The following is a 20,136-nucleotide window of genomic DNA, read 5'->3' on the forward strand; positions in this document are numbered from 1 at the left end:
CCTTCCCTCTCCAGGGCTTTTGCTATTTTTGATCCAGCCACCATTTTTCAATATTGTACAAGTCATTTTTAGGGTGGAATACATAGCCTTGTAAATTATTCGGCATCGCTCTGTGGTAATTGTAATAGAATAAGAAGCTGTACGGCTGATCTTCAGCAATCAATTTGTATATCTCTTCATACTTCTTTTGGTATTCTTTTCTGTCTGTAATTGTCTTCGCTTCTTCAAGCAGCTTATCGACTTTCGGGTTTTTATACCAGATATTATTCAGCCCGTTTTTCGATTGGCTTGAATGGAAAATAGAGAACTGATCCGGGAACGTTGCAAGACTCCATCCGAGAAGAAGAGCGTCGTAATCCCAATTAGGGGCACTTGTCTGTTCGATTAACGCACTGAATTCAACAATTCGCGGTTTAGCCTCGATTCCCACTTCTTTTAATTGCTGCTGAACGACAACAGCTAAATCTTCACGAATTTTATTGCCTTGATTCGTTTTAATTTCAAATGAGAATTTTTTTCCGTCTTTATCAAGGTAGCCGTCACCGTCATGGTCTTCCCATCCGGCTTCTTTTAGCAGCTGCTTTGCTTTTTTCGGATTATAATCAAATGTCGGCACTTTAGACTTCGGATAATTCCATGACAGCGGACTCTCAGGAACATCCGCTACCTTACCGTCTCCATTCAGCACTTGATCCACCATTGCCTGCCTGTCAAGAGCGTAAGTCAATGCCTGACGCACTTTTTTGTCCTTAAAGATCTCTTTTTTCTCATTCCAGCCGATATAGCTGTAGTTTAAGCCAAGGTCAGATTTGACCTTCACATTTCCAAACGTTTTAACCGTATCAAAATCTGTGCCCGGCACAACGAAGAAATCAATATCCCCCGCTTTTAACTGAGCCACGGCCGCGTTAGAATCAGGTATTGTTTTTACTGTCACTGTATCAAGGTAAGGTCTGCCGCCAAAGTAATCATCATTTGCTTCCAGTTTGACATACTCGCCCTTTTTCCACTCAACAAACTTAAACGGACCGGAGCCGATTGGATTTTTACGGTTAAATTCATTCTCTCCCAGATCTGCAACCGGGACCTTACCCAATATATGTTTAGGCAAAATGCCGTAACTGTCGAGAACGACATTATAGAAATAGGCATCTTTTTTCTTCATTTTAAACTGAATTTCATATTTTCCTTTTTTCGTTACGGATTTAAGGGACTCAAAACCCGAGCCACGCTCACCGTTGTAATCTTTGTTAAGAGGGATGCTGTAGGTGAAAACAACATCATCGGCCGTCAGCTCTTTTCCATCATGGAATTTTACGCCTTTTTTCAGTTTTACATCATACGTTAATCCCCCGTCAGCTTCTGTTACTTTTTCAGCCAGCGACGGCTTGACGTTTAATTTCTCATCAGTTTCCAATAATGTGCTGTAAAGCATTCCTTCAATATCAGAACTTGCAACATCAGTAGAATAAAGTGGATTAAAAAGTGTGGGTTCCCCGGTTGACCCGACAACCAAATCTCCGCCTTTTTGCGGTTTTCCTGCCGGTTTGGATTCGGTGCTTGTGGATTTTGAGCCGGAGCAGGCTGACAGGAAGATGGCAAACGCCATAAAAACACTTAGCATCATCAGTGCGCTTTTACGTAATTTCATATCAATTCCCCCTTTGTGATATATATGCAGCAAACTGGTTATGTAATCCGGCATACCCCCTCTCGATGCTTGTCATTTCAGGCATATAAATGGCAGGCAACGTAATGGCCGGGAGCGGCTTCTTCAAATGCCGGGATTTGTTCCTTGCAGATCGGTTTGGCCATCGGGCACCGCGTGTGGAACACGCAGCCTTTCGGCGGGTTTGCCGGGCTTGGCAGTTCTCCTTTCAGGATGATTCGTTCCCGCTTGACGGCGTCTTTTTTTCTCGTGACGGGCACTGAAGACAAAAGCGCTTGCGTATAAGGGTGAAGCGGATTGCCGTACAGCTCGTGTTTATCGGTCAGCTCCATCATTTTTCCCAGATACATGACGCCGACTCTGTCGCTGATATGGCGGACAACACTCAAATCATGAGAAATAAACAAATAGGTCAGGTTGAATTCATCCTGCAGTTCTTCCATCAGATTGATGACCTGGGCCTGAATGGAGACATCGAGTGCGGAAACGGGTTCATCCGCAATAATCAGCTCGGGATTCAACGTCAGAGCCCGCGCAATCCCGATCCGCTGGCGCTGCCCCCCGGAAAATTCGTGCGGATAGCGGTTTGCAAAGCTCGGGTGAAGGCCGACTTTCGCCAGCAGCTCCTCCACTCGCTCGTTCCGCTCGCTCATGCTGTACATATGGTGAGTCTGGAACGGCTCTTTAATAATGGAACGCAGCGTTTTCCTCGGGTTAAGGGATGCGAAGGGATCTTGGAAGACCATCTGGATGTTTTTGCGGACGCTTTTTCTCAGCTTTTCTTCAGATAAGCCGGAGATATCCTGCCCCTTAAAAAGAATCCGGCCGTCTGTCGGCTTGTATAAACGGATCATCGTCCTTCCCGCCGTTGATTTGCCGCATCCTGATTCACCGACGATGCCGAGCGTCTCCCCGCGCTTCAGTGAAAAAGAAACACCGTCAACAGCCTTTATATCACCGACTTTCCTTTGAAAAAAACCGGAGCGGATCGGGAAATATTTTTTTACGTCTTTCAGCTCTAAAATCGTTTCTTGGCCTGCAGCTGTCATTTTGATTGGGCACCCTCTTCCTCATATAAAAAACATCTTACAGAACGGCCGCTTTCATGCGTTATCAGCTCCGGCTGCCCTGTTTTGCATTTGTCCATCGCTTTTGAACACCTCGGGGCAAATCGGCAGCCTTCCGGAAGATTATCCGGTGTCGGGACACTGCCTTTGATCGCTTTTAATGTATCAATCTCTCCATCTATCACCGGTATGGAGTTTAACAGCCCTTCGGTATACGGATGAAGAGGGTTTAAAAATAAGTCCTCCACACTCGCGCTCTCTACGACTTGTCCGCAGTACATCACGATCACCCTGTCGGCGGCTTCGGAAACCACACCTAAATCGTGAGTGATCAGCAGAATGGAAGTATCGAATTTTTTGCAGAGGTCTTTCATCAGCTCCAATACTTGGGCTTGTATCGTCACATCAAGCGCCGTCGTCGGCTCATCAGCGATCAGAAGCTTCGGATTGCAGCTGAGCGCAATGGCGATCATCACCCTCTGTCTCATCCCTCCGGAAAGACGGTGCGGATATTCTTTCATTACTTGTTCCGCTCTGGAGAATCCGACGAGTTCCAGAAGCTCAACGGCTTTTTTAGCCGCTTCTTTTTTATTCATTTTTTTATGGTATTCAAGCACTTCGGTAATTTGTTCGCCGATGGTCAGCACCGGATTCAGGGAAGTCATGGGCTCCTGAAAGATCATAGAGACGTCATTTCCGCGGATTTTGCAATATTCGTTTTCGGTGAAGGAGGCCAGGTCCCTGCCTTCAAGCTTAATCGAGCCGTCCATAATTTTTCCGCCCGAGCCTTGGACAAGTCCCATAATAGAAAGCGAGGTGATGCTTTTGCCCGAGCCGGATTCTCCTACAAGAGCGACGGTTTCGCCTTTGTTAATGTGAAAATCAACCCCGTCGACTGCGGGGATCGGCTGTTTCTTTCTGAAAAAATAGGTCTTTAAATTATTCACTTCTAATAGTGTGCTCATGATACGCCCCTTTCTCATTCCGCTGAAGCAGAGGGAAACATACGTTTCGCTATCACAAAATATAGAATAGTCGAAAAATTTTATAGTTGTATATTATTACATCATTATTACAAAAGCAAGAATTTTTTAGGATAAATGTAATATCCTTAAATAATTTCCATTCTTTTAATCTATTAAAGCGTTGCCTCCAGAAAGGTTTTTGAAGGGATGGCCAATGCTTCTTTTACTGTTTTTTGATGGCCGGTTAAATATTTTTTTACTATATTGAATCCGACGGCATAGCCGAGCATTGAGGGGAAGTATCCTTTTCCGTATAACAGCTGGGAAAACATTCTGCTGTCTCTCGTTAAGCGGAGGTTCGGCTTGACTCTTTTTTCAAACAGAAAATCAAGCTGCTCAGGCGTATAGTAGGACGTCCATTCCGCCGTAAGACTTGAGCCGAACCGCTCATATACAGCATATTCTGCCAGCCCCTCCATCATGATTGTATCAAGAAATGTCTCGTCTTTTTCGTCCTTTGTCACATGTTCTAACCGGCAGACGTGATTATATTCATGTGTCATAAGGGCGGATACAGCTGAATTGGAACTATCCGACGATAGAAAGAGGAACATTTTGTCCCGAAAGGCCAGACCGGATTTTGATCCGAATTCCTGACGGATTTTCCGGTTTCGTTCATCGACGGGCAAAACTACGATCGGCACGTCCGGCCCGTTCCACTTCTCCTTTAAATAGGCTTCCTCCTTTTGAATATGGCTGTAGCATCCTTTTTCTTTCAGCCGTTTACTGGTCCTAACGCCGTCCTTCAAATGGCGGAACATGCCGTGGTTTTGCAGCATCCCGAGTATCGGCTTCCACTCTTTCTTATCGGCCCCTGCAAAAAGCGGCAAAAGATGCGGGGCCAGATCATTTACGGATGCCGCCTTTTCCATCCATTGATATGTCTGCTTGACGCTCATACCGGTTCGCCTCCTCTTGTTGTTATCATATGCACACACAAAAAAACCGGCCACCTTTTTCAGGCAGCCGGTCAAAACTGTATTATTGATATTTTTTAAAGATCAAAGTGGCATTATGTCCGCCGAAGCCGAGCGAGTTGCTGAGAACGATGTTGACATCCTGCTCGCGCGCTTTGTCCGGTACATAATCTAAATCACACTCTTCATCAGGTGTTTCGATGTTAATCGTCGGCGGGATAATGCTGTCTTTAATGGCCATGACGGAGAAGATTGCTTCAATTCCTCCGGCAGCGCCTAACAAATGACCCGTCATTGATTTTGTCGAACTGACGGCGAGCTTGTACGCATGATCACCGAAAACGGTCTTAATGGCTTTTGTCTCGTATTTATCATTGTAGTACGTGCTTGTGCCGTGAGCGTTGATGTAATCAATTTCTTCAGGCTTGATGCCCGCATCTTTGATTGCTTCCTGCATCGCTCTCGCACCGCCTTCTCCGTCTTGGGCAGGCGCGGTAATGTGATAGGCATCACCCGTTGAGCCGTAGCCGACAATTTCCCCGTAGATTTTCGCACCGCGGGCAAGGGCATGCTCAAGCTCTTCAAGCACGACGATCCCCGCGCCTTCTCCCATGACAAAGCCGTCACGGTTTTTATCAAACGGGCGGCTTGCCGTTTTCGGATCAGGATTTGTAGAAAGGGCTTTGTTTGCGCTGAAGCCCGCAAATGACATTCTTGTCAGCGGCGCTTCCGTTCCGCCCGTAATCATCGCATCGGCATCGCCGCGCTGAATGACTTTAAACGCGTCACCGATAGAGTTCGTTCCCGTCGCACATGCCGTCACCGTACAGGAGTTGACTCCTTTTGCTCCGAGAGCGATTGAGATTTGGCCTGTCGCCATATCCGGAATCATCATCGGAACAAAGAACGGGCTGACCCGTCTCGGCCCTTTTGTCAGGAAGATTTCGAATTGGGATTCAAGCGTTTCAAGACCGCCGATTCCGGACCCGACCCAAACGCCGACTCTCGGCGCGATCTCGTCTGTGATGTTCAGACCGGCATCTTGAACGGCCATTTTCGCGGCTACGACAGCATATTGCGTGAAGCGGTCCATTTTTCGCGCTTCTTTTTTATCCATGTAATTTTCAATATTGAAATCTTTCAGTTCAGCAGCTACTTTCGCCGGATACTCGTCCGATTCCACACGTGTGATCGGTCCGATTCCGGATACGCCGCCGATTGCATTTTTCCAGCTTGTTTCGGCGTCGTTTCCAAGCGGAGACAGGGCTCCAAGCCCTGTAACGACTACTCTTTTTTTACTCATCTTGTGTGCACCTCACCTTTTTTTATCGTCCCCAGCGTATTGCTATGGCGCCCCATGTCAATCCTCCGCCGAAACCGACCATGACGATGACGTCGCCGTCTTTAATTTTGCCTGCTTCCAGTTCCTCTACTAATGAAATCGGAATGGATGCTGCGGATGTGTTTCCATATTTATGGACTGTTTTAGACATCTTTTCAACCGGAAGCTCCAAACGTTCCCGTGCCGCTTCCATGATGCGGATGTTTGCCTGATGCGGAATCAAAAAGTCTACGTCCTCTTTGGAGAGGCCGGCTTTTTCAATGACATTTACACTCGATTCACCCATTTGCCGGACGGCGAATTTGAAAACTTCTCTTCCATGCATGATTGTATGTCCTTTTTCATCTAAGTACAAGTGCTGACCGCCTGTACCGTCTGCTCCGAGCTCAAATGACAGTATGCCTCTGTCGTCGCTGACCGGTCCGATGACCGCCGCTCCGGCTCCGTCTCCGAACAGCACAGCCGTATTGCGGTCGTCCCAGTCGGTAATGCTTGAGAGCTTTTCCACGCCGACCACGAGGACATGTTTGTATGTTTGCGATTCAATGAATTGTTTGGCGGTTACGATACCGTACATAAAACCCGCACATGCGGCGCTGATATCCATCGCGCACGCTTTTTTGGCCCCGAGCTTCTCTTGTATCATACAGGAAACGGTAGGGAAGGACTGGTCAGGAGTAACCGTCGCCACGAGGATCATATCAAGCTCCTCAGCGGAAATGCCGGCCTGATCAAGCGCTTTTTGCGCAGCCTCAGCGGCCATGCCGGATGAATACATATCTTCCGCGGCGATTCTTCTTTCTTCTATACCTGTTCTCGTACGAATCCACTCGTCCGATGTATCTACCATTTGTTCAAGATCATGATTTGTCAGCACTTTTTCCGGGATGTAACGGCCGACGCCAAGAATTCCAGCTTTCATTGGAAAGACTCCTTTTTTATAATGAATTTAAAACTAATTAGTTATGATCAATTATTAGTATCAGGTACTAATTCTACCCTATTTTTTTTCTGTTGGCAATATATTCGTCTAAACTATCGGACGCTGCTCCTCATAGAATAAAAGGAAGACGAAAGGAGGCTTCACTATGGATATTTTCTCCAAAATGATGTTCGGCGATTCCAGAGACCGGGATAAAGAACCGGAAGAAAACCCGGAGCAGCCTCAGGCTGAAAACGAAGAAGAGATCGATTACAACCACGTGATGAATCAGCTGGGGTCCATCATGAACTCTCTGGATCAATTAAAGCCTGTATTTAAAGACTTCGCGCCGATGGTGTCCGCTATAAAGAAAAAAATCATGTGAAAAGCCACTTCATGAAAAGTGGCTCTCTTTATTTATTCAGCTCCCCGGCATCAGATCTGCCAAGCTCATACGCTTCCGCCATGACCGATGTAAACAGGTCCATAAACGGCTGAATCATTTCCAAAGACAGATCTATGCCGGATTTCTCAAGCTCCGCCTTTGCTTCCGGCAGGTATTTCATCGCGATCTGCATAAATTCAAGAGACTTTTCATGCTGCATGTGTATCCACCTCTATTCATTTGACGGCAGTTCATTTGTTCGGTTATACGTTTTTACAAGGTCTGAGATTTTGTCTTGAAATGCTTTGTCCACCAGAGGGCTGAACGTCCCCATTTCAACGACTCCTTCCCTGAAATCAAAGTTGTGATCTCCGCTCTTGAGCGTACCTTTATTATATTGCTCGGCAATTAATGTATAGGCTTTATCTACGTTTTGCACCGTGCTTGTCAGCACCGTGTTTTTGCCGAGATTCGATTGCTCGGCGACATAGCCGATGGCGTAAAGCCCGTCTTTTTTGATTTGCTGAATGACAGGAACATTATACCCGTCTCCGGCCGGATATACAACATCCGTGCCTTCCGCTTTTAACTTCTCGTAAAGATGCAGCGCTTCATTGCCGTTATCCCAGTGGTCCGTAAATTCAGTATTGACGGTGATATCAGGCTTTTCATATTTCGCCCCTTTGATAAAGCCGTCTACTTCAGGCTGCCACAAAAAGGAGGCGATGACGCCGACCTCATTGGTTTTTGACATATGGGCGGCTGTCATTCCCCCGAAAAAACCCATTGCTTCTCCCATAAGATGAACGCTTGTGACATTATCGCTTTTCGCCGTTCCGTTTGCGACGACGAATTCCATGTCGGGATAATCCTTGCTGATCATATTGAAGATTTCCTCGTATTCATTTCCGTGCCCGTATAAAAGATTGACTCCTTTTTTATGAAAATCATCTATCGCTTTTAAAATATCTTCATCGGATCTGATATTTTCTTTATAATAAACGTCAACGTTAAATTCAGATTGTATCGCTAATAAACCTTTGTAACCTTTTGTGCCCCATACCAAGTCACTGATAGTATCGGGAAAAAGCATTCCGACCTTCTCAATTTTTCCTTTAAACGGAGTTTGTGCGCATCCGCTCAATAAAAGGAGGACAGAAAAGATCATGACAAGCCTGGTGATCAAGCCATGTTCAACCCCTTTTCAAACTCATAACATGTATAATTGATATACGTTTATTGTAGCGGTAATGCACATAACATGGAAGGTATTTCTTAAAAAATGTCGAATATTGATGAAAATTGTCTTTTCCATTCTTTAATTTTTTCTTCCGCTTCCGTTTTTTGCGTTTTTTCTTTTATTTCCAGGGTAATAATCTGATTTTCGTCTTCTGTGCCGTATGCCTCAAGCTGATTCATCAGCCCGCAGACTGCGTCTTCTAAAAAGATCCTGCTTTCGCCATCTTCTTTTGCTTCTGTCCACGGACCGTAAAGGGGAGGAAGGATAATCGCTTTTGCCGTATCCCGCTGACCGTTTTTTTCCCAGTCTCCGTGATCCTCACTGTAAACAATCCAATATAAAGGCTCAGCCCTTTCTTCAGGCAGACACCCGCTCCCGTATTGAACGCAGATACGATCGTATTCCTTTTCACCGATTTCATCTATTATTTGAAAAAGCCCGTTTCTCGCGAGCCACATTAAACGTTCTTCTAAATACAGCTGCCTCGTTTTGTCCTCCGGTTCTGCCAAAATGACATCAACATGCACACCCTCATCCATCAACCGTTCGCACAATGAAAGGCCGAGAAATTCATCTGCTCCAATGATCAGCGCTGTCTTCATCACATCTGCCGCCTTTCCGGTTTTTCATTCGCACACAAGCCAAACAGCCCTCTGAAAAGAGATGGCTGTTGTATTCTATTCATTACAGGTCTTTTTCATGACTGCGGAAAAACCGGCAGATGGCTCTGTACATACGCGCAGGGTTCTCAAGCAGGTGATACGTGATATCAGTCTTGCTTCCGGTCTTTTCCCGGGCTTCTTTATACGCATTCGCATGCAGGGTGTACGGGTACGGCGCTCCGGTCGTTCTTTGCCATATATGTACCGGCACGCGGGTGCGGCAGCCGGTAATGGTCTGATAGCTCAGTGAGCTTGCCTCTTTTTCAGAAACACCGAAGCTCTGTGCCGTTTCCCTCAGAAACTGCTTATAAAAAAACTTATTTTCTTTCTCTGATTCAAAATGGGCTTGAAGGTCAAGACAAGGATCTAACATTGCGGCTGAACGGATATGCTCCGCTGAAGACTGCAGCAATTGATCGGCGATAAGGGCGCCCATGCCTTCTGCGAGCAAGTGTATTTTCGGATTGAGGATTTCTTGTTTCAGCACATAATGAATCAGCTGTCTGGCGTAAAGGACGGCTTTTTCCGAACCCCAATGCCGTCCGTATAAATTGCTGTTAAAAATGGTGTATCCTCTGTCAAGCATCGTATTTAACAGCTGGTTTCTCCCTTCATGTTCGAGCCAAAAGCTTGAGTCCCGGCTGACAAAGTGGGTTCTGTCCCCCAGAATAAAGATACAGAAGCCATTCGGCCGATACGGCAGATGGATGACGTTCAGCTCAGATCCGAATTGGAAAAATCTTTCCGTAATCCCCATGCCTGCCCGCCTCCTTTTACCCCTAATCTCTCTATTGGCTATCATATGTAAGAAGAATGAAAACGGATCGGATAAACTCCTATTTGCTGCTATGTTTTGGCTATTATCCCGAGCACAGGAACCGAATTTTCCATCAGACGGCCGGACAGGCGGGCAAATGTCAGTTTCAGGCGCGCTTTTTGATGAGAAAATGACCTTCCGCCCGCGCTTTATGTATGGTATGATACAACGTAGAATAAAATGAAGGACGAGGTGGAAACGTGCGGTTTATTATCGGTTTTATTTGGACGTTCCTTTTAACACATATGGCCTGTTATTTGGTCGCCTCCATGAACAGCGCGGCGTACAACTTCAAGCAATCATCCGTTATTGCCGTGGTTATTGCGGTGCTAGTCTTTGTTCTTGCGGAGATCATGCCTGTCAAACAGGATGCAAGCCAGCATTAAATAAAAAAACCTGCTATTCAGCAGGTTTTTTTGTGTTCACGGTTTTCGTTGATACGTCCACAATCTGTTGTGGTTTGAAGTTTCAGGGAACATTTCCCCCACCGTAAGCTTGATTTTTTGCGGGTTTTTGACCATGCTTCCCGTTTCGCCGATTTCAACGTACACACCGTTATTCGGCGCTTTTTGTCCCGGGCGGAATTGATGCTGCTGTCCCACGTCATTTCCTCCTTTTTCTTTTTTATGTAGTATGCGCTTGTATGCGGAGAAATATCAAAAACCGCTGAATGAGATTCAGCGGTTTTTTTGTTCATCCTGTTTGTAAAGAAGAGCTTTCAGGAGCGCTTTTTGCGCGTGAAGCCGGTTTTCCGCCTGCTGAAATACCGCAGAGTTCGGACCGTCGATAATCTCGGACGTGACCTCTTCTTCCCGATGCGCGGGCAGGCAATGCAAAAATGTATAGTCGGGTTTTGCGAGACTGACGAGTGAGGCGTTGACTTGATACGGGGCAAACACATTCAGCCGCTGCTGCGTCTCTTCCTCCTGCCCCATGCTCGTGAAGACGTCGGAGTAAATCACATCTGCATCCCGCACCGCTTCCTGCGGATTTTCGGTAAGGGTGATTTTCGCTCCGGAAACAGCCGCCGCTTCTTTCGCGGCATTCACCGCCTCTTCCTCTACTTCATAGCCTTTCGGCGAAGCAATCGCAATGTCACAGCCCATTTTTGCGCAGCCGATCATAAGTGAATGCGCCACATTATTTCCGTCACCGATATAGGCGGCTTTTACTCCTTTCAGTTTTCCTTTTATTTCTTGTATCGTTAACAGATCCGCGAGTGCCTGACACGGGTGATACCGGTCGGTCAGCCCGTTTATGACGGGAATGTCTGCATGCTCGGCAAGCTCTTCGACTTTTTCATGCTCAAAGGTGCGGATCATAATGGCATCAACGAAGCCGGACAGCACCTTCGCCGTATCCGCGACCGTCTCCCCCCGCCCAAGCTGCAGGTCGCTGCTTGAAAGAAATAGTCCCGTTCCCCCGAGCTGGGCCATTCCCGCTTCAAAAGACACACGTGTGCGGGTTGAAGATTTTTCAAAAATCATCGCCAATGTTTTCCCTTGGAAAATCGGCTGTATCGGATGTTGTTTTAATAATGAAGCTTCTGTCAGAAGCGCTTTGATGTCTGACGGGCTGACATCTTTTAAGGAAAGAAAATCTTTGCCGTACAAATGGGTTAATGTGTGTTCCGCTTTTATTGTGTGCATGATGCCACTTCCTTTTGATAAAGATCTTTGAGCGATACAGGCTTAGTTTTGCCGGAGCCGCTTGCTAAAAATGCCTTTACGGTTTCCGGTTCAGTAAAGACCGTCACACCGTGCGTCATGGCTTCAATCCGTTGTTTACGTGCTTCTTCAGAGTGATTGAAATTGATATGGACCGCTTTATCCTTTCGCTCTGCCCATGCCGGGAACGCATCTTTGCATACGGTAAATCCCGCCTCTTGAGCCTGACGTTCCAATTCCGCATCACAGCCTTCCAGATAGATGCTGCCTTTTTTCTCCCAGACGTGCGCGTAGATTTTTTTCAGGGCGCTTTCTGCGTCAAACGCGACACACATGCCTTCTCCGGTCGACTTCATTTCCGGCCCGGGCTTTACGTCCACATCCTGAATGGCGTGCGAAGAAAAAACCGGGAATTTCACTGCCGTTCCGTGCTGATTTTGAACCTCGGGCTTGATGTCTTTAAGGGAAGCGCCGGCCAGCAATCTGGCGGCAAGCGGGATCATCGGCACCCCCATCACCTTAGACACGACAGGAACCGTGCGGCTTGCCCGCGGATTCACTTCAAGAACGAGAATATCCCCTTTGTCATCAATGACAAACTGAATGTTCATGATGCCTTTAAAAGCCAGTTTTACCGCGATTTTTTCGGCGGCCTCTCTTATATTCCGCTGCATATCAGGTGTGACAGACGGACCCGGAAGAATCGCAAAACTGTCGCCCGAATGGACGCCGGCGCGTTCAATGTGCTCTGTGTAAGTCGGCACGAATACTTCATGTCCGTCGGAAATCAGATCGATCTCCAATTCTTTTCCTGTAATGTACTGATCGATCAAAATCGGATACGGCATGCCCGCTTCATTTTCCAGCAGTTCTGACATTTGCGCTTCTGAATCAACGATGATCATGCCCATCCCACCGATGACATAAGACGGACGGATCAGCACGGGGTAGCCGATTCGGCTTGCTTTTTCCGTTGCTTCTTCTTTTGAATAAGCGGTTTCGCCTTTGGCATGTTTCAGGTCAAGGTCATCAAGCAGCTGATAAAACAGATCCCGATCCTCCAGCGCATCAAGGGTTTCAAAGGATGTTCCGAGCAGCGGAATGCCCGCTTTTTCCAGCGGTTCAGCGGCATTGATCGCGGTCTGCCCCCCAAACTGGACGATGGCAAAATCAATGTTTTCATGTTCCGCCACGTTCAAAATATGTTCTGTCGTCAGCGGTTCAAAATAAAGCCGGTCAGCGATTTCATAATCCGTGCTTACTGTTTCCGGATTGTTATTGATCATAATCGTTTCATACCCCAGCTTTTGCAGGGTCAGAACGCCGTGGACGGCACTGTAATCAAATTCCACTCCCTGACCGATGCGGATCGGGCCTGAGCCGATGATGAGGGCGCGTTTTTTCTCTTTTCGGCTGATATCTCCGTCGCTTTCCCCGAGGTAGGTGGAGTAGAAATAATTCGTCTTGGCATCAAATTCAGCGGCGCATGTATCTACGATTTTAAACGACGGGACGATGCCTGATTTCTTTCTGAGAGCACGGATGTCTTCTTCCGTTTTTCCCGTGAGAGATGCGATCATGACATCCGTGAAGCCTTTTACCTTCGCCTGCTTTAAAAGCGGCAGTGACAGATGATCCCCTTCTTCCATCAGCTTGTTTTCCAATGTGATGATATTTCGGAATACATGGAGAAAAAACGGGTCAATTTTCGTTTTGGCATGGATGTCTTCTATCGTTTCACCGCGGCTTAACAGCTCCATGACGACGAAAAATCTCCGGTCATCCGGCGTTACCGCTAATTCCCACAGCTGATTGATCGTACAGCCGCCGAGTTCAGGCAGGCGGGTGCCGATCGTTTTCAGCTCAAGGGAGGCCGCCGCTTTTTGAATGGCCGCTTCCATATTTCTTTCAATCGCCATGACCTCTCCCGTCGCTTTCATCTTCGTTCCGAGCGTGCGGTCGGCATGTTTAAATTTATCAAACGGCCAGCGCGGGAATTTGACGATGACATAATCAAGCGCCGGTTCAAAGCTTGCATAAGTAGAGCCCGTCAGCGGATTTTTCAGTTCATCAAGCGTATAGCCGACGGCAAGTTTCGCCGCCATTTTGGCAATCGGATAGCCGGTCGCTTTTGACGCGAGAGCTGAAGAGCGGCTGACACGCGGGTTCACTTCAATGACATAGTACTGTTTGCTGAACGGATCCAGCGCAAATTGAATGTTGCAGCCGCCGACCACATCCAGCGCCGAAATAATCGCCAGGCTTGCTGAACGCAGCATCTGATATTCTTCATCCGTTAACGTCTGGGACGGTGCGACGACAATGGAGTCCCCTGTATGCACGCCGACGGGATCGATGTTTTCCATATTACAGACGGTGATGCATGTATGATTGCTGTCGCGCATGACCTCATATTCGATTTCTTTAAAACCGGCGATGCTTTTTTCGACGAGGCATTGGCTGATCGGGCTTGCTAACAGCGCCTGTTTAATAAGCGTCTGAAACGCTTCTTTCGTTTTCGCGATTCCGCCTCCCTTTCCGCCTAACGTGTACGCCGGTCTCAGAATGACCGGCAATCCGATAGACTCAGCGAAACGGAGGGCGTCTTCTTCGTTGTCGACGATTTCGCTTTCCGGAACGGGCTGATCGAGCTCTTTCATCAGGGCGCGGAACTGCTCCCGGTCTTCGCCTTTTTGAATGGTTTCCACCGATGTTCCCAAAAGCTTGACGTGATGCTTCTTCAGCACGCCTGCTTCTTCAAGCTTAACGGCTAAATTCAATGCCGTCTGGCCGCCCAAATTGGCAAGCAGACCGTCTGGTTTTTCTTTTTCAATAATGGCCTCGATGCTGTCGGTTGTGAGCGGTTCAAAATATATTTCATCGGCAAACGCCTCATCCGTCATAATCGTTGCCGGGTTGTTGTTGACTAGAATAACGCGGTATCCTTCTTCTTTCAGAGCCATGCAGCCCTGCGTTCCTGAATAATCAAATTCTGCCGCCTGGCCGATGATGATCGGGCCGGAGCCGATGACTAATATGCTGGAAATGGTTGTATCTTTAGGCATGAGCGATTTCTCTCCTTGCTGGTATCACTTTCTCTAGAAATTCATCAAATATCCACTCGCTCTCAGCCGGTCCGGGATGAGCTTCAGGGTGGAACTGGACGCTTAATACGGGAAGGCGCTTATGAATGAGCCCTTCCACTGATGTATCATTGACATGATGAAATCTGATGGACAGCTCGTTTTCGTCAATTGATGCTTCATCAACGACATAGCTGTGGTTCTGGCTTGTCATAAACACCCGTTTCGTTTTCCGGTCAATGACGGGATGGTTGGCACCCCTGTGGCCGAACGGCAGCTTATACGTATTTCCTCCGAAAGCCAGGGCAATCAGCTGATGCCCGAGGCAAATGCCGAGTGCGGGGAAATCACTGAGTAATGATGTAATCCGGTTCATGTACGGCGCAATCGCTTTCGGGTCGCCCGGGCCGTTTGAGAGCACGATTCCGTCAGGCTGAATGTCGTAAACAGCGTTCATCTGCTGATACGGAATGACCGTTACTTTACAGCCGCGCTTTACAAGTGACGAGGCGATTGATTTTTTATAACCGAAATCAATCAGCGCAATATGCCGGTCTCCATTCCCCATTGACGTGATGTCTTCAGACTGCGCCAGCTCCGCCGGGTTTTCTGTTCCGGATGCTGCCGGAATTTCTCCTGTTGTTGACACGGCAGCGTTCATCGTGCCGCCGGAGCGGATGGTTTTGACGACGGCCCGTGTGTCCACTTCGGTTAAGAGCGGGATGTTCCATTTATTTAAATACTCTCTCAAGCTTGAGACTGCTTCATGGTGAGAAAAATGTTCACACGCTTCATAGACGGCAACAGCCTTGACTTGAGGAATCTTACTTTCAAGGTCTTTTTCATTAATTCCGTAGTTTCCGATCAGCGGATACGTAAAGACGACGATCTGACCCTTATATGACGGGTCTGTAAGCACTTCCTGATAACCCGTCATTCCGGTGAAAAAAACCGCTTCGCCAACACAGCGGGCTTCTTTTTCAAGTTCACCGCCGAATGATGTTCCGTCTTCCAATACTAAATAGCCTTTCATCTAAAGCCCACCTCTTGATGAATAATTAATTAAAAATATGAATTTTTATACTTTTATATCGAAAAAAAATTACCGTTTCACTGCCGAATGCGCTTCGATCGCTGCCTTAAGCATACTGACGGCCGACAGCATTTCTTCTTCAGAAACCGTAAGCGGCGGGAGCAGCCTGATGACATTCGGTCCGGCCGGAAGCACGAGAAGCCCGCGTTCCTGCAGATCTCCGATGATGCCGGACACGGGACCTGCGCATTCAATGCCGATTAATAACCCTTTTCCGCGGATTTCTTTTACAAAAGGCCCTGTCAGTTCACGGTTCAGCTGCGCTTTTAAAAATGATCCTTTGTCTGCCGCCGCCTGGAGAAAGTCCGGCTGAAACACAATGTCCAAGGTTGCTTTCACAGCTGCCATGGCAAGCTTATTGCCGCCGAAAGTCGTACCATGCGTACCCGGCGTAAAGGCGTCGCCAAGCTTCTTTTTGCCGATCACGGCTCCGACGGGAAAACCGTTTCCAAGCCCTTTCGCAGCAGTGATGATGTCCGGCGAGATGCCGAAATGCTCATAGCCGAATGCCTTGCCCGTCCGGCCGATTCCGGTTTGAATCTCGTCTGCGATAAGCAGCGCCTGTTTATCTTTGCAAAATGTCTGTAAGGCTTCGATGAATTCCGGATCGACGGGATTGACTCCCCCTTCTCCCTGCACCGTCTCAAGCATGACGGCGGCGATATCATCCTCTTTTGAAAGCGTGCTGAATGCCGACGGATCATTGAACGGAAGATAGTGAAAGCCTTGAAGCATCGGTCCGAAACCGGTCTTGATTTTGTCTTGTCCGGTGGCGGCCATCCCCGCATAGGTCCGCCCGTGAAAGGATTGATGAAATGTTACAATTTTTGTCTTTCCCGTTGCTTTACGGGCAAGCTTAATGGCGCCTTCATTCGCTTCGGCCCCGCTGTTGCAGAAGAAAACGAGATCCCCCGCGCTATGTTCGGCAAGCTTTGCCGCGGCTTTTTCCTGAAGATCATTTTCAAACAGATTGGAAACGTGCCATACGCTGTCAAGCTGTTCTTTCACCGCTTCTGTGACCTCATCATGACAATGGCCGAGATTGGAAACGGCGATGCCCTGAATAAAATCGAGATACGTTTTTCCGTTTTCATCCTCTGCAATTGTCCCTTTCGCTTTTTTGATATCGATGGGCCAGCGACTGTAGGTTTGAAATAGACTGCTCATGACACGCTCTCCTTTTCTTTGACAATTTTTGTTCCTTGGAAGGCTTGATCGGTGAAAAACGCTCCTTTTCCGTTTACGATCATCACTTCCTCGACATCTTCACTCAGTGCCGATAATGCCGAGTTTACCTTCGGAATCATCCCTCCTGAAATCACGCCGTCATCTATGAGGGCCTGAATCTCTTGCGGCGTCAAAGTATCCAGCCTGCTCTCTCCGTCCATAATTCCTTCGACATCCGTGACAAATAAAAGTTTGTCGGCGTGTAAGGCTGAAGCGACGGCCGATGCCGCGGCGTCTGCGTTGACGTTCAGCGTTTCGAAATCACTTGTCATGGAAAGCGGAGCGATAACGGGAATGATGCCTTCTTTCATTAATGCGTGAATGATTGACGGATCGGTTTTTTGTATTTCGCCGACTTCTCCGTATTTGTCTTGATTAAGATAGGATGCTTGAAGGAGACCGCCGTCCTTTCCTGATATTCCCGCGGCTTTCAGCCCGTTTTTCGCGAGTTCGGTTACGAAAAATTTATTGATCGTCCCTGACAAGACCATTTCCGCTGTTTCCAGCACCGGTTTGGTCGTTTTCCGCTGTCCATCGACAAATTCCGTTTCAATCTGCAATGTTTTCAGCATTTTTGAAATGTCCGGGCCGCCTCCATGGACGACGGCAATGTTCCAGCCCGATTGCATCAGCTCTTTTACATTTTGAAAAAAATCGGCGGATAACTCGCGGATCACGCTTCCGCCGCACTTAAAAACGATCGTTTTCTTCATGCCGCTCCCCTTTGTTATGTGCGATAGCTCGCATTGATTTTAATATAATCATAGGTTAAGTCACAGCCCCATGCCCGGCCGCTGCCGGAGCCTTCCTGCAGGCGGACTGAAATCGTAATCTCATCACCTGATAAGTACTCCTTGGCATCAGTTTCCGAAAACGGCTGAGGTTCGTTGTGTTTAAACAGACACTGGCCGCCGAGGAAAACTTCCACTTGTTCGGCCGTTACGCTTGCCGCACTGTGCCCGATTGCGCCGATGATGCGCCCCCAGTTGGCGTCTGTGCCGTAAACGGCGGTCTTCACAAGGCTTGAGCCGACGATTTTTTTGGCGATAATATTCGCCTCAAGGTTGTTTTTCGCGCCTTCGACTCTGGCTTCAATTAATTTCGTCGCTCCTTCACCGTCTCTGGCTATATCTTTGGCAAGGTCTTCGCATACAAGCTTTAATCCCTTTTTAAAAGCCGGCCAGTCAGGGTGCTGCTCCGTCAGGCAATCATTCCCCGCGCAGCCGTTTGCCATCACAAGCACCATGTCATTCGTCGATGTTTCTCCGTCAACGGTGATTTGGTTAAATGAAACATCCGTAATCTCTCTGAGCGCGTTTTTGAGCGCCTGTTCTTCCACGGCCGCGTCCGTTGTGACAAAGCCGAGCATTGTCGCCATGTTGGGGTGGATCATGCCGGAGCCTTTCGCCGCTCCGCCGATCGTGATGATGTCTCCGCCGATCACCAGTTCATAACACGTCTGTTTCGTCACTGTATCCGTCGTCAAAATGGCTTCTTCAAATGCTCCGGACACGGACGGCGCTTGACCGAGCTGTTCAATGCCCGCTTGAATTTTTTTCATGTCTAAAAGCTCGCCGATCACCCCGGTTGACGAAACCGCAACAAGCTCCGGCTCAATGCCGAGCTGGCTCGCGAAGCCGTCCCGCATTTCATAGGCGTCCTTTAATCCTTGGTCTCCCGTACAGGCGTTGGCAATCGCGCTGTTGACGATAACCGCCTGAAGCACACCCTCTTTTTTCAGGCTGGCTTGCGTCACTTTCAGCGGCGCTGCCTGAAAATGGCTCTGCGTATATACCGCTGCACTGACTGCAGGCGCTTCGCTGATAATCGCTCCGAGATCTTTTTTTGAATAGCGCAGACCGCAATGCACGCCCTTTGCCTCAAACCCTTTCGGCGAGGATACGCCGCCTTTTATTTTCGTGATTTCCTCACTCAGCTGAATCATATTTTTGAATCCCTCTTTCGTTCTATGGATAGACTGGCGTCATCGTAAGTCCCGTTTCTTCCTGCCAGCCATTCATGATATTTAAATTTTGAACCGCCTGCCCTGCGGCGCCTTTCATCAGATTATCTATGACAGAAACGATGGTGGCACGGTTTGTTCTTTCATCCACGGTGACACTGATATCACAAAAATTGCTGCCGTATACCTCTTTCGTCGCCGGAAATTCACCTTCCGGCCTGATTCTGACAAAATATGAATCTTTGTAGAATTCGGAATACAATTCTCTTACCTGTGCAGCAGACATACCCGGAGGAGCCTCCGTATACATCGTCGCCATAATGCCCCTTGTCATCGGCGCCAAATGTGCGGAAAACGTGATCGGGCCTGTGCCGGGCTGCCAAGCCGCTAATTGCTGTTCAATTTCCGGAGTATGCTGATGCTCATTAACCTTATAAATTTTGAAATTATCATTCAGCTCAGAATAATGAGTGCCCATGGATGCTTTTCGGCCGGCGCCGGATACGCCCGTTTTCGCATCAACAATCAGAAATGAATCTTGTAAAAGCTTATTCTTCGCCAGCGGGGCGAGCCCGAGCAGCACAGCCGTCGGAAAACATCCCGGATTGGCAATCAGCTTTGCAGTCTGAATCTCTTCTTTTTGCAGTTCAGCTAAACCGTAAACCGCGCTTTGAATCGTTCCTTTCGGAGCGGCCTTCCGCTTATACCACTTTTCATACACGGCCGGGTTTTGAATCCGCAGATCGCCGGATAGATCAATGACCGGGATACCCGCCTCCGCCAGCTTGGGCGACCACTCTCCGGAAACGCCGGGCGGCGCGGCTATGAACATGACATCAATTTCGTTTCGGATCGTTTCTATATGAAGCGGCCGAAGTGATTGTGACGCTATATTCCTCAAATGCGGATATGAAGCGGCATATTCTTTTCCTTCGTCGCTCGATGAATATAATATACAATCTTCTGCATAAGGGTGATGGTTAAGAATCCTGACAAGTTCGGCGCCTCCATAACCAGTCGCGCCTATAATACCTATTTTCAACGGGTTCACCTTCTT

General features: G+C 47.9%; 20 protein-coding genes. 2 read left to right on the forward strand and 18 right to left on the reverse strand.

Annotated elements, in window-relative coordinates; all coding sequences use genetic code 11:
* Window positions 1-22: 22 nt before the first annotated feature.
* The 6 genes from AC3WTF_RS06875 to AC3WTF_RS06900 all read right to left on the reverse strand — a co-directional run bounded on the left by AC3WTF_RS06875 (window position 23) and on the right by AC3WTF_RS06900 (window position 6,942).
* The gene (locus AC3WTF_RS06875) at window positions 23-1,651 is read right to left on the reverse strand and encodes a peptide-binding protein (RefSeq protein ID WP_007409118.1); all 1,629 of its coding nucleotides are present in this window, start codon (window positions 1,649-1,651) and stop codon (window positions 23-25) included.
* Between the two features lie 77 nt (window positions 1,652-1,728).
* On the reverse strand, window positions 1,729-2,718 hold the full coding sequence (locus AC3WTF_RS06880; RefSeq protein WP_003155053.1) for an ABC transporter ATP-binding protein: 990 nt from the start codon (window positions 2,716-2,718) through the stop codon (window positions 1,729-1,731).
* The gene (locus AC3WTF_RS06885; RefSeq protein ID WP_007409119.1) at window positions 2,715-3,701 is read right to left on the reverse strand and encodes an ABC transporter ATP-binding protein; all 987 of its coding nucleotides are present in this window, start codon (window positions 3,699-3,701) and stop codon (window positions 2,715-2,717) included. The genes AC3WTF_RS06880 and AC3WTF_RS06885 overlap by 4 nt, the downstream gene beginning before the upstream one ends.
* A gap of 173 nt (window positions 3,702-3,874) precedes the next feature.
* Window positions 3,875-4,660: a DUF2268 domain-containing putative Zn-dependent protease gene (locus AC3WTF_RS06890; RefSeq protein ID WP_020955630.1), complete on the reverse strand. Its 786-nt coding sequence runs from the start codon at window positions 4,658-4,660 to the stop codon at window positions 3,875-3,877.
* Between the two features lie 82 nt (window positions 4,661-4,742).
* The gene (fabF, locus tag AC3WTF_RS06895; protein WP_020955629.1) at window positions 4,743-5,981 is read right to left on the reverse strand and encodes a beta-ketoacyl-ACP synthase II; all 1,239 of its coding nucleotides are present in this window, start codon (window positions 5,979-5,981) and stop codon (window positions 4,743-4,745) included.
* 22 nt (window positions 5,982-6,003) lie between these two features.
* Entirely contained in the window at window positions 6,004-6,942 is a 939-nt protein-coding gene (locus AC3WTF_RS06900) for a beta-ketoacyl-ACP synthase III (protein ID WP_007409122.1), read from the reverse strand.
* Between the two features lie 166 nt (window positions 6,943-7,108).
* Between AC3WTF_RS06900 and AC3WTF_RS06905 the strand changes: the two genes are divergently transcribed.
* The gene (locus AC3WTF_RS06905) at window positions 7,109-7,327 is read left to right on the forward strand and encodes a hypothetical protein (protein WP_007409123.1); all 219 of its coding nucleotides are present in this window, start codon (window positions 7,109-7,111) and stop codon (window positions 7,325-7,327) included.
* A gap of 28 nt (window positions 7,328-7,355) precedes the next feature.
* Here AC3WTF_RS06905 and AC3WTF_RS06910 read toward each other — a convergent pair whose 3' ends face one another.
* The 4 genes from AC3WTF_RS06910 to AC3WTF_RS06925 all read right to left on the reverse strand — a co-directional run bounded on the left by AC3WTF_RS06910 (window position 7,356) and on the right by AC3WTF_RS06925 (window position 9,986).
* Window positions 7,356-7,547, reverse strand: a complete 192-nt coding sequence (locus AC3WTF_RS06910) for a ComZ family protein (protein WP_007409124.1) — start codon at window positions 7,545-7,547, stop codon at window positions 7,356-7,358.
* A gap of 12 nt (window positions 7,548-7,559) precedes the next feature.
* Entirely contained in the window at window positions 7,560-8,513 is a 954-nt protein-coding gene (locus AC3WTF_RS06915) for a BMP family ABC transporter substrate-binding protein (protein ID WP_007409125.1), read from the reverse strand.
* An 89-nt stretch (window positions 8,514-8,602) separates the two neighbouring features.
* Window positions 8,603-9,169: a Rossmann-fold NAD(P)-binding domain-containing protein gene (locus AC3WTF_RS06920; RefSeq protein WP_007409126.1), complete on the reverse strand. Its 567-nt coding sequence runs from the start codon at window positions 9,167-9,169 to the stop codon at window positions 8,603-8,605.
* An 82-nt stretch (window positions 9,170-9,251) separates the two neighbouring features.
* Complete coding sequence (locus tag AC3WTF_RS06925) at window positions 9,252-9,986, reverse strand: hypothetical protein (RefSeq protein WP_007409127.1); 735 nt, start codon at window positions 9,984-9,986, stop codon at window positions 9,252-9,254.
* 260 nt (window positions 9,987-10,246) lie between these two features.
* Here AC3WTF_RS06925 and AC3WTF_RS06930 point away from each other — a divergent pair, with 260 nt between their 5' ends.
* Window positions 10,247-10,432: a YjzD family protein gene (locus tag AC3WTF_RS06930; RefSeq protein ID WP_007409129.1), complete on the forward strand. Its 186-nt coding sequence runs from the start codon at window positions 10,247-10,249 to the stop codon at window positions 10,430-10,432.
* Between the two features lie 36 nt (window positions 10,433-10,468).
* Here AC3WTF_RS06930 and AC3WTF_RS06935 read toward each other — a convergent pair whose 3' ends face one another.
* From AC3WTF_RS06935 to argC, 8 genes are all read right to left on the reverse strand, one after another.
* Window positions 10,469-10,648: a YjzC family protein gene (locus AC3WTF_RS06935; RefSeq protein WP_003155070.1), complete on the reverse strand. Its 180-nt coding sequence runs from the start codon at window positions 10,646-10,648 to the stop codon at window positions 10,469-10,471.
* Window positions 10,649-10,723: 75 nt separating this feature from the next.
* On the reverse strand, window positions 10,724-11,695 hold the full coding sequence (gene argF / locus AC3WTF_RS06940; RefSeq protein ID WP_007409130.1) for an ornithine carbamoyltransferase: 972 nt from the start codon (window positions 11,693-11,695) through the stop codon (window positions 10,724-10,726).
* Entirely contained in the window at window positions 11,683-14,778 is a 3,096-nt protein-coding gene (carB, locus tag AC3WTF_RS06945; protein ID WP_047935589.1) for a carbamoyl-phosphate synthase (glutamine-hydrolyzing) large subunit, read from the reverse strand. The genes argF and carB overlap by 13 nt, the downstream gene beginning before the upstream one ends.
* Window positions 14,771-15,829 (reverse strand): carbamoyl phosphate synthase small subunit, encoded by a 1,059-nt coding sequence (locus tag AC3WTF_RS06950; protein ID WP_007409132.1) that lies wholly within the window; start codon window positions 15,827-15,829, stop codon window positions 14,771-14,773. The genes carB and AC3WTF_RS06950 overlap by 8 nt, the downstream gene beginning before the upstream one ends.
* Window positions 15,830-15,898: 69 nt before the next feature.
* Window positions 15,899-17,056 (reverse strand): acetylornithine transaminase, encoded by a 1,158-nt coding sequence (gene argD / locus AC3WTF_RS06955; RefSeq protein WP_032866150.1) that lies wholly within the window; start codon window positions 17,054-17,056, stop codon window positions 15,899-15,901.
* Window positions 17,053-17,829, reverse strand: coding sequence for an acetylglutamate kinase (argB, locus tag AC3WTF_RS06960; RefSeq protein WP_007409134.1), 777 nt, complete (start codon window positions 17,827-17,829; stop codon window positions 17,053-17,055). The genes argD and argB overlap by 4 nt, the downstream gene beginning before the upstream one ends.
* A 14-nt stretch (window positions 17,830-17,843) precedes the next feature.
* Window positions 17,844-19,061, reverse strand: a complete 1,218-nt coding sequence (gene argJ, locus AC3WTF_RS06965; RefSeq protein WP_047935587.1) for a bifunctional ornithine acetyltransferase/N-acetylglutamate synthase — start codon at window positions 19,059-19,061, stop codon at window positions 17,844-17,846.
* Window positions 19,062-19,083: 22 nt separating this feature from the next.
* A complete protein-coding gene (gene argC / locus AC3WTF_RS06970; protein WP_042635047.1) occupies window positions 19,084-20,121 on the reverse strand; it encodes an N-acetyl-gamma-glutamyl-phosphate reductase in 1,038 nt (345 codons plus the stop codon).
* Between the last annotated feature and the right edge of the window lie 15 nt (window positions 20,122-20,136).

This window comes from Bacillus sp. EB106-06-01-XG163 (genome assembly GCF_058791615.1).